11 protein-coding genes are annotated in these 13,660 nt (G+C 73.7%); 7 read left to right on the forward strand and 4 right to left on the reverse strand.

What is annotated here, in order from left to right; translation table 11 throughout:
* The first annotated feature begins 48 nt into the window (after positions 1–48).
* Both rpsA and coaE read left to right on the forward strand, forming a co-directional pair.
* A complete protein-coding gene (gene rpsA, locus V6U88_RS05975; RefSeq protein WP_334450540.1) occupies positions 49–1,542 on the forward strand; it encodes a 30S ribosomal protein S1 in 1,494 nt (497 codons plus the stop codon).
* A 305-nt stretch (positions 1,543–1,847) separates the two neighbouring features.
* Positions 1,848–3,029, forward strand: coding sequence for a dephospho-CoA kinase (gene coaE / locus V6U88_RS05980; RefSeq protein ID WP_334450626.1), 1,182 nt, complete (start codon positions 1,848–1,850; stop codon positions 3,027–3,029).
* Between the two features lie 4 nt (positions 3,030–3,033).
* Here coaE and V6U88_RS05985 read toward each other — a convergent pair whose 3' ends face one another.
* Positions 3,034–4,728 carry a hypothetical protein gene (locus V6U88_RS05985; RefSeq protein ID WP_334450542.1) on the reverse strand — a complete coding sequence of 565 codons (1,695 nt, stop codon included), beginning with the start codon at positions 4,726–4,728 and terminating at the stop codon, positions 3,034–3,036.
* A gap of 317 nt (positions 4,729–5,045) precedes the next feature.
* On the opposite strand from V6U88_RS05985, the gene uvrB reads away from it, so the two are divergent.
* Both uvrB and V6U88_RS05995 read left to right on the forward strand, forming a co-directional pair.
* Positions 5,046–7,154, forward strand: coding sequence for an excinuclease ABC subunit UvrB (uvrB, locus tag V6U88_RS05990; protein WP_334450543.1), 2,109 nt, complete (start codon positions 5,046–5,048; stop codon positions 7,152–7,154).
* Positions 7,155–7,301: 147 nt separating this feature from the next.
* Positions 7,302–8,219 (forward strand): helix-turn-helix domain-containing protein, encoded by a 918-nt coding sequence (locus tag V6U88_RS05995; protein WP_334450545.1) that lies wholly within the window; start codon positions 7,302–7,304, stop codon positions 8,217–8,219.
* A gap of 7 nt (positions 8,220–8,226) precedes the next feature.
* Here V6U88_RS05995 and V6U88_RS06000 read toward each other — a convergent pair whose 3' ends face one another.
* On the reverse strand, positions 8,227–8,988 hold the full coding sequence (locus V6U88_RS06000) for an SDR family oxidoreductase (protein ID WP_334450546.1): 762 nt from the start codon (positions 8,986–8,988) through the stop codon (positions 8,227–8,229).
* Between the two features lie 155 nt (positions 8,989–9,143).
* A complete protein-coding gene (locus tag V6U88_RS06005; protein WP_334450548.1) occupies positions 9,144–9,437 on the reverse strand; it encodes an antibiotic biosynthesis monooxygenase family protein in 294 nt (97 codons plus the stop codon).
* Positions 9,438–9,541: 104 nt separating this feature from the next.
* Between V6U88_RS06005 and pnuC the strand changes: the two genes are divergently transcribed.
* From pnuC to V6U88_RS06020, 3 genes are all read left to right on the forward strand, one after another.
* A complete protein-coding gene (gene pnuC / locus V6U88_RS06010) occupies positions 9,542–10,195 on the forward strand; it encodes a nicotinamide riboside transporter PnuC (protein WP_334450549.1) in 654 nt (217 codons plus the stop codon).
* The gene (locus V6U88_RS06015) at positions 10,192–11,280 is read left to right on the forward strand and encodes an AAA family ATPase (protein WP_334450550.1); all 1,089 of its coding nucleotides are present in this window, start codon (positions 10,192–10,194) and stop codon (positions 11,278–11,280) included. The genes pnuC and V6U88_RS06015 overlap by 4 nt, the downstream gene beginning before the upstream one ends.
* Positions 11,281–11,650: 370 nt before the next feature.
* A complete protein-coding gene (locus tag V6U88_RS06020; protein WP_334450552.1) occupies positions 11,651–12,649 on the forward strand; it encodes a TerC family protein in 999 nt (332 codons plus the stop codon).
* A gap of 66 nt (positions 12,650–12,715) precedes the next feature.
* Here the strand turns inward: V6U88_RS06020 and V6U88_RS06025 are convergent, their stop codons facing one another.
* A complete protein-coding gene (locus V6U88_RS06025; protein ID WP_334450553.1) occupies positions 12,716–13,630 on the reverse strand; it encodes a C40 family peptidase in 915 nt (304 codons plus the stop codon).
* Between the last annotated feature and the right edge of the window lie 30 nt (positions 13,631–13,660).

Consider the following 13,660-nt stretch of genomic DNA (forward strand, 5'->3'; position numbering starts at 1 on the left):
GATACCACGCCTGCTGTGACAACCCATCCGACCGGAGCAACCGCCCACATGACGAGCAGCATCGAGGCCCCCTCGAGCGCCACCCGGGTCACCCACGACGATCTCGGTTCCGAGGAGGCTTTCCTCGCCGCGATCGACGAGACCATCAAGTACTTCAACGACGGCGACATTGTCGAAGGCACCGTCGTCAAGGTCGATCGGGACGAGGTCCTGCTCGACATCGGCTACAAGACCGAGGGCGTCATTCCCTCTCGGGAGTTGTCGATCAAGCACGACGTGGACCCCGCCGAGGTCGTTTCGGTCGGTGACCACATCGAGGCCCTGGTCCTCCAGAAGGAGGACAAGGAGGGTCGTCTGATCCTCTCCAAGAAGCGGGCGCAGTACGAGCGGGCCTGGGGCACGATCGAGAAGATCAAGGACGAGGACGGCGTCGTCCGCGGTTCGGTCATCGAGGTGGTCAAGGGTGGCCTCATCCTCGACATCGGGCTGCGCGGCTTCCTGCCCGCCTCCCTGGTCGAGATGCGGCGGGTGCGCGACCTGCAGCCGTACGTCGGCCGTGAGCTCGAGGCCAAGATCATCGAGCTGGACAAGAACCGCAACAACGTGGTCCTGTCCCGCCGGGCCTGGCTGGAGCAGACGCAGTCCGAGGTGCGCACCGAGTTCCTCAACAAGCTGCAGAAGGGCCAGGTCCGCAAGGGCGTCGTCTCTTCGATCGTCAACTTCGGCGCGTTCGTCGACCTGGGCGGCGTGGACGGCCTGGTGCACGTCTCCGAGCTCTCCTGGAAGCACATCGACCACCCGTCCGAGGTCGTCGAGGTGGGCCAGGAGGTCGAGGTCGAGGTCCTGGACGTCGACCTGGACCGCGAGCGGGTCTCGCTGTCGCTGAAGGCGACCCAGGAGGACCCGTGGCGGCAGTTCGCCCGCACCCACGCGATCCAGCAGATCGTGCCGGGTAAGGTCACCAAGCTGGTGCCGTTCGGCGCCTTCGTCCGGGTGGACGACGGCATCGAGGGCCTGGTCCACATCTCCGAGCTGGCCGAGCGCCACGTGGAGATCCCGGAGCAGGTCGTGCAGGTCGGCTCCGAGGTCATGGTCAAGGTTATCGACATCGACCTGGAGCGCCGCCGGATCTCGCTGTCGCTCAAGCAGGCCAACGAGGGCTTCGTCGAGGGCGAGGAGCACTTCGACCCGACCCTCTACGGCATGGCCGCGACGTACGACGCCGAGGGCAACTACATCTACCCGGAGGGCTTCGACCCGGAGACGGGCGAGTGGCTCGAGGGGTACGACAAGCAGCGCGAGACCTGGGAGAACCAGTACGCCGAGGCGCGTCAGCGCTGGGAGGCCCACACCAAGCAGGTGCAGACCTCTCGGGCCGCCGACGCCGAGGCCGCTGCCAACCCGGCTCCGGCCGTGTCGACCGGTGGCACCACCACCACGACCAGCACGGCCCCGAGCCGTCAGGCCGAGGAGCCGGCCGGCACCCTGGCCACCGACGAGGCGCTCGCCGCTCTGCGGGAGAAGCTCGCCGGCGGCAAGTGACCCGGTGACAACTCCAGCTCGACGCGGCTGACGCCGCGCAGCGACCTGGAGCCGTCACTGACGACGACGGGCCCCGTTCCCGCGATCCGGTACACCACCGGGTCGCGGGGGCGGGGCCTTCGCGCGTCTCGGGGCCTCTCCGTGGGCCGGCCGCGGCCGCGCGGGTGGCTTGATCCACCCCGTTTGCGGCGGTTGGGGGTGTCCCGAGCCCCGGACACCCCCAACCGCCGCAAAGGGGGTGGACACCGCCGTCGCCCGCCCGACGCGGTTTGGTGCTGTGGACCGTGATCCGGTTGACTGGTCCGGTGCTGATGGTGGGACTGACCGGAGGGATCGGCTCCGGCAAGAGCGCCGTCTCGGCCCGGCTGGCCGAGCGGGGCGCGGTGGTCATCGACGCCGACCTGGTCGCCCGCGAGGTGGTCGCCCCGGGCACCGAGGGGCTGGGAGAGGTCGTCGCCGCCTTCGGCGACCGGGTGCTCGACGCCGGGGGCGCGCTGGACCGGGCGGCGCTGGGCGCGGTGGTCTTCGGGGACGAGGCGGCCCGCCGCCGGCTGGAGGCGATCACCCACCCGCGGGTGCGGGCGCGCACCGCCGAGCTGGCCGCCGCGGCACCTGCGGACGCGGTGGTGGTCAACGACGTACCGCTGCTGGTCGAGGTGGGGCTCGCGCCGACGTACCACCTGGTGGTCGTCGTGCAGACGGCCGTGGCCACCCGGCTGGAGCGACTGGAACGCGACCGGGGCATGCCCCGCGCGGAGGCGGAGCGGCGGATCGCCGCGCAGGCCGACGACGCCCGGCGGCGCGCGGCGGCCGACGTGGTGCTCACCAACGACGGGTCCCTCGATGAGCTGCAGGCGGCCGTGGACGCCCTCTGGCGGGACCGGCTGCTGCCCTACGAGCGCAACGTCCGCGAGCGGCGGGCGGTCCACCCGGAGCGCGTCGAGCTGACCGAGCCGGACCCGACCTGGCCCCAGCAGTACGCCCGGCTGGCCGGCCGGATCCGGCACGCGGTCGCCCCGACGGACCTGCGCGTCGACCACATCGGCTCGACCGCGGTGCCCGGTGTCGCCGCGAAGGACGTGATCGACGTCCAGCTCACCGTGCCGTCGCTGGCGGAGGCGGACGGTCCGCTCGCCGACCGGCTCGCCCGGGCCGGTTTCCCGCGGCTGCCGGGCGAGTGGTGGGACAACCCCCGTCCGGCCGGTGACGGGCGCTGGGAGAAGCGGTTGCACGGCAGCGCCGACCCGGGGCGTCCGGTCCATCTCCACCTGCGGGTGGCCGGCTCGCCCGGCTGGCGGTACGCCCTGCTGATGCGGGACCACCTGCGCGCCGACCCGGACCAGCGGGCCGCCTACCTGATGCTGAAGCGGGAGCTGGTGGCCTCGGCGCCGGACAGCGGCGCGTACGCGACGGCCAAGGATCCGTGGTTCGACGAGGAGTGCCTGCGGGCCGAGCAGTGGGCGGCGCAGACCGGCTGGCGACCCTGACCGGTCAGCGGCGACCCGCCGGGCGGGCCCGTGCCGCCGGTGCCTTGGGGGCGGGCGGCCCGGGTCGGGGCGGCACGATTCCCGCCGGCACCGCCTCCGGCGTGAGGTCCAGCTGTGCCCAGGCGCCCGCGCGGGTGCGCAGCTCCAGCCGGCGCGGCAGTCCGGTGCGGTCCAGCCAGTAGCGAAACCGCAGGCCCTGGGCGCGCAGCTCGACCACCTCGACCACCCGGCCGCCGACCCGGTCGGTGCGCAGCCGCACAGCGGCGCCGGGTCGGGCGGGTGCCGTCTGCGCCCGCAGCGCCGCGTCGACCAGCAGGTCGAGGTCGTCCAACGGGCGGGCGCTGGTCCGCCAGGCGGCGCCGGCCGGCGGGGGCAGCGGCGGCCCGTTGAGCCCGGCGCCGCCGTCACCCGGCCCGACCGGCACCTCCGCCCGGGCGAAGCCGCCCCGGTCGCGCCGCAGCAGGGTACGCCGGCCGAGGGTGTCCAGCTCGGCCACCGACAGGTAGGCCACCCCGCCCGTCCAGCTCAACCACCCCGAGCCGCGCAGGTTGGCGGCGGTGCCGAGCGGGACGGCGACGGTGACCGCGGCGCCGGGCTGCGCCCTCAGCCGGGCGGGCAGCCGGGCCAGCCGGTCCGCCTCGACGTCGGTGAGCGCGCGGGGCAGCCCGGGCCGGCCGCCCAGCGCGTCGACCGGCCAGATGGCGGGCCGGTCGGTGCGGTCCAGCTCGACGGCGACGACCTGCCCGCCGGGGAGCCGCCCCTCCCACCGGTGCAGCCGGGAGTCGCGGTCGACCCACCAGCGGGGGTCGCCGTCGCCGGCCGCCGGCGGAGCGGACGGACCGGCCGTCGGGTCGGCGGCGACCCTGCGTCCGGGCAGCAAGGCCTGGAGGACGTCCACCGGCTCCCCGGCGAGCGTCTCCCGTCCCACCCATCGACCCGCGCCGTGGCGCAGCGGGTCGGCCGGCTCGGCCCGGTCCGCGCTCAGCCGGAACAGCACGTCGAGCGCTCCGGCGAGCGCCCGGTCGGCGGGCAGCTCGCGCAGTCGCCAGCGGTCCGCCGGGGGCACCGGCGGCGGCAGGGCCGGCGTCGGGACCGCGGCGGGATCGGGGCGGACCACCACGACCGAGGGCGTCGCCTGCAGCAGCCCCCGGTCGCCGCCCGCGCCCGGACCGCCCACGTCGAGGTAGGCCAGGGGCCGGGCCCAGTCGATCCAACCGACCAGGTCGGTGCGGGCGGCGCCGGCCCCGACGGTCACCCGGACCCCGGCCCGCACGTCGCGGTAATTGGTGACCCGGGTCGCGGCCAGCCGCTCGGCCTCGACCGCGGTCAGGGCCCGGGCCGGCTCGCCCGGCGGCGCCCAGCTCAGCAGGCCGCCGACCAGCGCTGCGGCGGAGGCGGCGGCGACCACGCCGAGCGCCGCCAGGGCGGTGCGCCGGCGCGCGGGCTGATCGGGGGCGGGACCGAGGGCGGTCAGGGCCGCCGCGGTGGGCCGGGCGTGCCGGGCGGGCTCGCGCCGCCGCCGGCCCGGCCGGCGGCGGCGACCCCCGGCGCCGTGGTCGGCACCTCCCGGCCCGCCGCCGCTGCCGACGAAGACGGGGATACGGGTGGACGGGTGCGCGGTCGGCCGCCCGGCGACGGGGCGGCCGGGGGACGGGCCCGTCGGGGCGGGCGGGGGCGGCCGGTCGGGGGAGGTCTCCACGAGTGGTTGAACGCCCGGCGGCGGCGAGGGTGACGAGCGCGCCGGGGAAGGGGGCAGGGGCGCTCGCGGCGGCCGGTCTGCGCCTTGAGCGCGACCACGTCGGGTGCGCACGCCGGCGATGTCCGGGTGCTGCGACCTCCTGTGCCGGGGGTGGGAGCCCGTGAGAGCCCGGCCACCGGCCCGGTCGGCCGCCGCGAGCGGCCTACGGAGTTCAGGCTAGCGCGGTGGGATGTGGGCCACAATGGGAATATCGAAGCCGATCACGGACCCGCGGTAGTCGCGGCGGAGTGTCGGACCTCCGGCGTACCGTTGATGTCATGGCGCTCGACATTCCCCGGCTCGACGGCCGCTTCCAGGTCGTCAGCGAGTTTCAGCCGGCCGGCGACCAACCGACGGCCATCGACGATCTTGAGCGTCGGGTCCGGCGCGGCGACCGCAACACCGTGCTGCTCGGCGCGACCGGCACCGGCAAGAGCGCCACCACGGCGTGGCTCGTCGAGCGGCTGCAACGCCCCACGCTGGTGCTCGCCCCCAACAAGACGCTCTGCGCCCAGCTGGCCAAGGAGTTCAGCGAGCTGCTCCCGCACAACGCGGTGGAGTACTTCGTCTCCTACTACGACTACTACCAGCCCGAGGCGTACATCCCGCAGACCGACACCTACATCGAGAAGGACTCCTCGATCAACGAGGAGGTCGAGCGGCTGCGCCACTCGGCCACCATGTCCCTGCTCACCCGCCGCGACGTGATCGTGGTCGCCACGGTCTCCGCCATCTACGGCCTGGGCACCCCGGAGGAATACCTGGACCGCGCGGTCCGGGTCGCCGTCGGGCAGGAGCTCGACCGCGACCAGTTGCTGCGCCGGCTGGTCGACATCCAGTACACCCGCAACGACATGGCCTTCCAGCGGGGCACCTTCCGGGTCCGGGGCGACACCCTGGAGATCATCCCGGCGTACGAGGAGCTGGCGGTCCGGGTGGAGCTCTTCGGTGACGAGGTGGAGAAGCTCTACTACCTCAACCCGCTCACCGGTGACGTGGTCCGCGAGGTCGACCAGCTGGTCATCTTCCCGGCCACCCACTACGCGGCCGGCCCGGAGCGGATGGAGCGGGCGATCCGCGACATCGAGACCGAGCTGGGCGAGCGGCTGGCCGAGCTGGAGCGGCAGGGCAAGCTGCTGGAGGCCCAGCGGCTGCGGATGCGCACCACCTACGACATCGAGATGATGCGGCAGGTCGGCTTCTGCTCCGGCATCGAGAACTACTCGATGCACATGGACGGCCGGCTGCCCGGCAGCCCGCCGCACTGCCTGCTCGACTACTTCCCGGACGACTTCCTCACCGTGGTCGACGAGTCGCACGTGACCATCCCGCAGATCGGCGGCATGTACGAGGGCGACGCGTCCCGCAAGCGGATGCTGATCGACCACGGGTTCCGGCTGCCCAGTGCCGCCGACAACCGGCCGCTGCGCTTCGACGAGTTCCTGGAGCGGGTCGGCCAGATGGTCTTCCTCTCCGCCACCCCCGGCCCGTGGGAGCTGGAGCAGGCCCAGGGCGAGTTCGTCGAGCAGGTGATCCGCCCGACCGGCCTGATCGACCCGGAGGTCGTGATCAAGCCCACCAAGGGCCAGATCGACGACCTGATGCACGAGATCAAGCTGCGCACCGAGCGCGACGAGCGGGTGCTGGTCACCACGCTGACCAAGAAGATGGCCGAGGACCTCTCCGACTACCTGCTGGAGAACGGCATCCGGGTACGCTACCTGCACTCCGAGGTCGACACGCTGCGCCGGGTCGAGCTGCTGCGCGAGCTGCGCAAGGGCGACTACGACGTGCTGGTCGGCATCAACCTGCTCCGGGAGGGCCTCGACCTGCCCGAGGTCTCGCTGGTCGCGATCCTCGACGCCGACAAGGAGGGCTTCCTGCGCAGCGGCCGGTCGCTGATCCAGACCATCGGCCGGGCCGCCCGGAACGTCTCCGGCCAGGTCCACATGTACGCCGACAAGATTACTCCGTCGATGGCGGACGCGATCGACGAGACCGACCGGCGGCGGGCCAAGCAGATCGCGCACAACGAGGCGCACGGCATCAGCCCGGAGCCGCTGCGCAAGAAGATCCACGACATTCTCGACGACATCTACCGCGAGGCGGAGGACACCGAGAACAGCCGGGTCGGCGGGGCGGTGCGCCAGCTCTCCCGGGGCAAGGCCCCGGTCAAGGAGACCCGCAGCCGCAGTCGGGCCGGTGCAGCCGGCCCGTCCCGGGAGGGGATGGCCCGCGCCGACCTGGCGCAGCTCATCCAGGAGCTCAACGACCAGATGCTGGCCGCCGCCCGGGAGCTGCAGTTCGAGCTGGCCGCCCGGATCCGCGACGAGGTCGCCGACCTCAAGAAGGAACTGCGCGGGATGGACGCCGCGGGCGTGAAGTAAGGGGCACCCGAGCCCGCCACGTCCGCTGGGCGCGGACGTGGCGGGCGCCTTTGTGCGCCTCCCGCGGGCCTCGGGTGGTTGCGGTGCGCAAGCGAGGTATTGCCCTGGGTGACGGTCCTGCGTACCCTCCGTCGTGGGGAGGCCGGGATGCCGTTGTCATCGAGTCCTGTCATTCGACGTGCGCGACTCGGCGCCGAGTTGCGCCAGCTGCGCAGACGGGAGGCGCTCACCCTGGAACAGGTGTGTGGGCTGCTGGGCTGGGCCTCCACTTCGAAGCTGTCCCGCATCGAGCTGGGGCAGAGCCGGCCGGACCTCGCCGACGTGCTCGACCTGCTGGACGTCTACCAGGTGCCGTCGCCGCAGCGGGAGGCGCTGATCGTCATCGCCCGCGACGCCGCGACCAGCCGGGGCTGGTGGAAGGCGCTCGGCGAGATGCACGAGCGGCAGCGCACCTACGCCGAGCTGGAGGCGGGGGCGGCGACCATCGTGGAGTACCAGCCGGCCGTGGTGCCCGGCCTGCTCCAGGCGCCGGGGTACGCCCGGCTGCGGGTCCTGGCGGGCCGGCTGCTGCACCCGGACGTCGACGTGGAGGCCGACGTGCGGGCCCGGCTGGTTCGCCAGGAGGTGCTGCGCCGCCCCGATCCGCCGCGCTACACCGGCCTGCTCGACGAGCGGGTCTGCGATCCGGCCGGCGTCCCGGTCGAGGTCTGGCAGGAGCAGTTGGCGCACCTGCTCGCCGTGGCCGACCTGCCCAACGTGACGATCCGGGTGGTGCCCCGCACGGCCGCCCCGCCCGGCGCGGTGCACGCGCTGACCGCCTACTCCTGTTACTCCTTCCCGGACCCGGCGGACCCGCGCACGGTGATGGTGGAGACGCTCACCAGCGACGTGCGGCTGGTGACCGACGCCGACGTCGCCCGCTACGAGCGGATGACCGACTGGCTGTCGGGGGTGGCGTTGAGCGGCGAGGAGACCGTGGCGCTGCTGCGCCACCGGGCCGCCGAGGCCGCCAACGGCGCGTGGCCGGGCAGCGTCGAGGGGGAGCCGGCGGGGCGCGTCGGGTGAGGGGTGCTCAGCGGTGCCGCTCGAAGCCGCCCTCGGAGTCGATCACCTGACCGGTGATCCAGTCTGCCTCCGGTGAGCAGAGGAAGCGGACCAGCCGGGCGGCGTCGGTGGGGGTGCCCCAGCGCCCGCCGGGGAAGAGCGCGGCCACGGCGGCGTGCACGTCCGGTGGGGCGTAGCCGGTGTCGGTCGGCCCGGGATTGACGCAGTTGACCGTGATGCCGCAGGGCATCAGCAGCGGGGCGAGCTGGGCGGTCAGGTTCTCCACGCCGGCCTTGCTGGCGGCGTACGCCAGCTCGCCGGGCATCGGGCCGAGCCGCTGCCCGCTGGAGAAGAGCACCAGCCGGCCGCCCGAGCCGGCGGTGAACGCGGCGGCGAACGCCTCGGCGAGCAGCAGCGTGGCCCGGACGTTGACCAGCAGGTGCCGGTCGATCTCGGTGGCGTCGAGCGCGCCGAGCGGGGTGTGGGTGGAGTACGCGTGCACGGCCACCACCGCGTCGAGCCGACCGTGCCGGCGTACCGCCTCGGCGACCAGTGCGGCGGGCGCGGCCGGGTCGAGCAGGTCGGCCGGGACGTACCCGGCGGCGTCGCCGAGCTCGGCCAGCAGCGCGGGCACGCCGTCGGGGTCGCCTCCGTAGGGCTGGGCGTCGTCGTAGGCCGGCAGGCCGGTGAGCAGCAACCGGTGCCCGTCGGCGGCGAGCAGCCGGGCCACCGCCGCGCCGATGCCGATCCGCCGGCTCACGCCGGTCACCAGGAAGACCCGATCACTCATGATCGACAGTCAACCCGCCGGGCCCGGTCGGCGCCAGCAGATTGTCGCCGCGCGGCCACCGGACCCGGCACCCCCGAACGCGTCGGGGCCGGTGTGCCGCGCGTGCGCCGCACGGTAACCGGGGGGTACGACAACGACGGGTGTGGATCAGTCGGTCAGGCCGGGACGTCGACGAAGTGCTCCACCCGGGGCGGGCCGGCGAAGTGCGGGCCGATCAGCGCGCGCCACTTCCCGAACGACTCGGTGGCCCGGAAGTTCTGGTCGTGCGCCTCGACGGAGTCCCACTCGACCAGCAGCACGAACCGGGTCGGGGTCTCGACACCCCGGGTCATCCGGACCGACCGGCAGCCCTCGGCGGCCGTGAGGAGCCCACGCGCCTGCGCGTAGGCGGCGGCGAACCCGTCCTCGTGTCCGGGCAGTACGTCGATGAGCGCGACCTCAAGCACCATGACCGAAGCCTCGCACGGCCGGCGGTGGAACCGGTGGGGTGGGGTCTGGTCCGCCGGCCGGTGCGGCCCTAGGGTGATCGCTCGGGCCAGGGGAGAGGCGGATCATGCTGGACTGGTTGACCACGGTCGCGTTCACCGTCGCAGGCGCCGGGACGACCTGGGCGGAGCTGCTCGGCTTCGCCACCGGGGTGCTCAACGTCTGGCTGGTCGCCCGGCAGCACATCGTGAACTGGCCGGTCGGCATCGCCAACGTGCTGCTGCTGATGGTGCTCTTCTGGACCGCGGGCCTGTACGCCGACGCCGGCCTCCAGGTGGTCTACGTGCTGCTCGGCCTCTTCGGCTGGTACCACTGGCTCTTCGGCGGCGAGCGGCGCAGCCGGCTCACGGTCAGCCGGACGAGCGGGCGGGAGTGGGCCGGGCTGGCGGTGGCCGGTGTGCTGCTCACCGGCGGGCTCTGGGCCCTGCTGGACCGGGCCACCGACTCGACGGTGCCGCTGGCCGACGCGCTCACCACCGCGCTGTCGCTGCTGGCCACCTACGGGCAGACCCGCAAGCTGGTGGAGAGCTGGTGGCTGTGGATCGTGGCCGACCTGATCTACATCCCGCTCTACGCGTACAAGGGCCTCTGGCTCACCGGCGCGCTGTACCTGATCTTCCTGGCGCTCTGCGTGCTCGGCCTGCGGGCCTGGCGGGCCGATCTGCAACGGGCCGGCACCCCGAGCCTGGTGCCGCCGGGTCCGGCCCCGGTGACCGCGTGAGCGCCCCGCCCGCCGGCCCGGCCCGGCCGGAGTTCCGGCACGGCATGGTGGTCGGCAAGTTCTACCCGCCCCACGCCGGGCACCACGCGCTGATCGAGGCCGCCGCCGCCCGCTGCGCGGCGGTCACCGTGGTGGTCGCCCCGTCGCGCCGGGAGTCCATCCCGCTCGCGTTGCGGCTGGACTGGCTGCGCGAGGCGCACGCGCACACCCCCTGGGTCCGGTTCGTCGGCCGCTACGACGACCACCCGGTCGACTACGCCGACCCGGCGGCCTGGGACGCGCACTGCGCGGTCTTCCGGGCCGCGCTGGGCGGGCGCCCGGTGGACGCGGTGTTCTCCTCCGAGGCGTACGGCGGGGAACTGGCTCGGCGGTTCGACGCCACGGCGGTCTGCGTGGACCCGGACCGGCGGGTCGTGCCGGTCTCCGGCACGGCGGTGCGGGCCGATCCGGTGGGGCACTGGGCGGCACTGAGCCCGCCGGTGCGGGCCTGGTTTGTCCGGCGGGTGGTGGTGGTCGGGGCGGAGTCCACCGGCACCACCACGATGGCCGCCGCCCTCGCCGCGCACTACGGCACGGCCTGGGTGCCGGAGTACGGCCGGGAGTTGACCGCCCGCAAGCTGGACCGGCTGCGGGCCCACCGGCCGGCGGCGACGGTCTTCGACGTCACCTGGGACTCCGACGACTTCGTCGAGGTGGTCCGCGCCCAGCAGGCGGCGGAGGACGCCGCGGCGCGGTCCAGCGGTCCGCTGCTGGTCTGCGACACCGACGCCCGGGCGACCGCGGTCTGGGAGGAGCGCTATCTGGGCTCGGCGTCGGAGGCGGTCCGGGCGGCGGCCCGACGACCGGCGCTCTATCTGCTCACCGACCACGTCGGGGTGCCGTTCTTCGACGACGGGCTGCGCGACGGCGCGCACCTGCGGGCCTGGATGACCGAGCGGTTCCGGGCCGAGCTGGCCGGCTGCGAGGTGCCGGTGATCGAGCTCACCGGACCGCACCCGGAGCGGCTGGCGCGGGCGGTGGCGGCCTGCGACACGCTGCTGGCCGCCGGCTGGTCCCTCGCGGATCCCCTGGTGGCACCCGCCTGAGCAGGACGTCCGCCGCCCCGGCGGGTGCGGACTGCGCAACACCTAGCCTCCTAGGACGCCATAGGGGAAGTGGGGCCCGCACCCTGTCGGAACGTGACGCTGTCGGCAATCGCGGTACCTGGAGATGCGGTGCCCGGCCGCGATGGGGAACAATGGCCCCCGAGGAGGGGAGTATTCCCCCGCGACGGAGTCGTCAGCACGGTCGACCGCCGAAACCGGCGGCCCGACCCGGCGCCGTCGGTCATCGCCCCGCCCGCGGGTCGCTGGCGGAAGAGACCTCCGACAGTCACCAGAGTCCGCGTCGCCGCCCGTCCCGCCGCCAGCCGGCGTTACGGTGTGCCCGACGTCGCGTGTCTGCCGGAGGAATGCATTGAACGTGTCCGGAGTGGTGTGGGCCGGGACCCTCGTCGTGATGACGGCGGTCCTGCTCGTCGACCTTCTCATCGTCGGTCGACGACCGCACGAACCCAGTGTCCGGGAGTCGAGCATCTGGGTCGGCTTCTACGTGGCCCTGGCCCTCATCTTCGGTGCCGGGCTCTGGCTCACCTCCGGGGCGAGCGCGGCCGGCCAGTTCTACACCGGTTGGCTCACCGAGTACAGCCTCTCGGTGGACAACCTCTTCGTCTTCGTGATCATCATGGCCCGGTTCGGCGTGCCCCGGCAGTACCAGCAGAAGGTGCTGCTCGTCGGCATCGTGCTGGCCCTGGTCATGCGCGGCGGCTTCATCGCCGCCGGCGCGGCGCTGATCTCCCAGTTCTCCTGGGTCTTCTACATCTTCGGCGCGTTCCTGATCTACACCGCGGTGAACCTCGCCCGGCAGGGTGAGCCGGACGAGGACGAGTTCAGCGAGAACGTGCTGATCCGGTGGAGCCGTAAGGCGCTGCCGATCTCCAAGGACTACGACGGCGCGAAGCTGACCACGCACCAGGCCGGCAAGCGACTGTTCACCCCGATGCTGATCGTGATGATCGCGATCGGCACCACCGATCTGATCTTCGCGCTGGACTCGATCCCGGCGATCTTCGGCATCACCCAGGAGCCGTACCTCGTCTTCACCGCCAACGTCTTCGCGCTGATGGGACTGCGGCAGCTCTACTTCCTCCTCGGTGGCCTGCTGGACCGGCTGATCTACCTCAGCTACGGCCTGGCGGTGGTGCTCGGCTTCATCGGCGTCAAGCTGGTGCTGGAGGCCCTGGCCGACAACAACCTGCCGTTCATCAACGGCGGCGAGCACGTCGGGTGGGCCCCGCACATCCCGATCTGGCTCTCCCTGTCGGTCATCCTCGGCACCCTCGCCGTGGCCACCGCCGCCAGCCTGATCAAGTCGTCCCGGGACCGCCGCCGCGAGCTGGCCGAAGCCCGGCACTGACCGATCCGCTACGTACGAGAGAGGGGCACCCCGGCCGGCGGGGTGCCCCTCTCTCGTACGTACGGCTCAGACCCGGCGGACGGCGACCAGGGTGGCGGCCCGATCGGCGGGCAGCTGCTCCTCCAGCACCCGGCGTTGCCGGTAGCAGGCGTGCAGCATCCGGCGGTCGCTGCCGGCCTCGGCGGTGACGATGCCGACGTGGTGGATCGGTCGCCCGGGGCGGGCGAAGAAGTACAGGTCGCCCGGGTGCTCCTCGCCCAGCGGCACCGGCGCGGTGGCCTCGGCCTGGTCGTCGGCATCCCGGGGCAGGGTCACCCCGAAGCGGCGCCAGGCCAGGTGTACCAGGCCGGAGCAGTCGATGCCGTGGCTGGAGACCCCGCCCCAGATGTAGACCACGTCGCGCAGGCGCTCGGCGACGGCGAGCACCTCGCCGGGCTCCGGCCGGCCGGTGGGCAGCGGAACCACGTCCGCCTCGGGGATCCACAGCGGCTCCGGGTGGCCGGGGGCGTGCACCGGACGCCACCCGTCCACCGGGCCGCCGGCCGGGGTCAGTCGGGTGCCGAGGACGACGCCGGGCAGGGCGACCGGGCCGCCCGGTGCGGTGTGCAGCGTGCTGATCGCGGCGTCGACCACCAGCGGGTCACCGGCGGCGGTGACCGGCTCGTCGGGGGCCAGCTGGGCGCTGGGCAGCCAGCCGGGGTAGCCGCGCGGGTCGAGTTCCGCCGCGGGCTGCTCGACGGCGACCACGCGGGCCCAGCCGTCCGGGCGCAGCTCGGTGACCAGCACCCGCTCGCCGAGCAGCAGTTGGCTCAGCACGCACTCGCCGACCCGCTGGTCGGTGTCCATCCCGGCGACCCAGGCCGGGATGTCGGTGCGCGGGGCGAGGGCGGGGCGGTCGACGGGGCGTACCGCCTCGGGGGTGGCCCAGAGCGTCGCGACGGCGACCCGGACGACGGCCTCGCGGCCCGGTTGCAGCTTCACGTCGACCTCCGGTTCGGGCGGGCGCCTACC

The sequence above is a fragment of the Micromonospora sp. CPCC 205739 genome, from assembly GCF_036906795.1.
Classification (GTDB): domain Bacteria; phylum Actinomycetota; class Actinomycetes; order Mycobacteriales; family Micromonosporaceae; genus Micromonospora.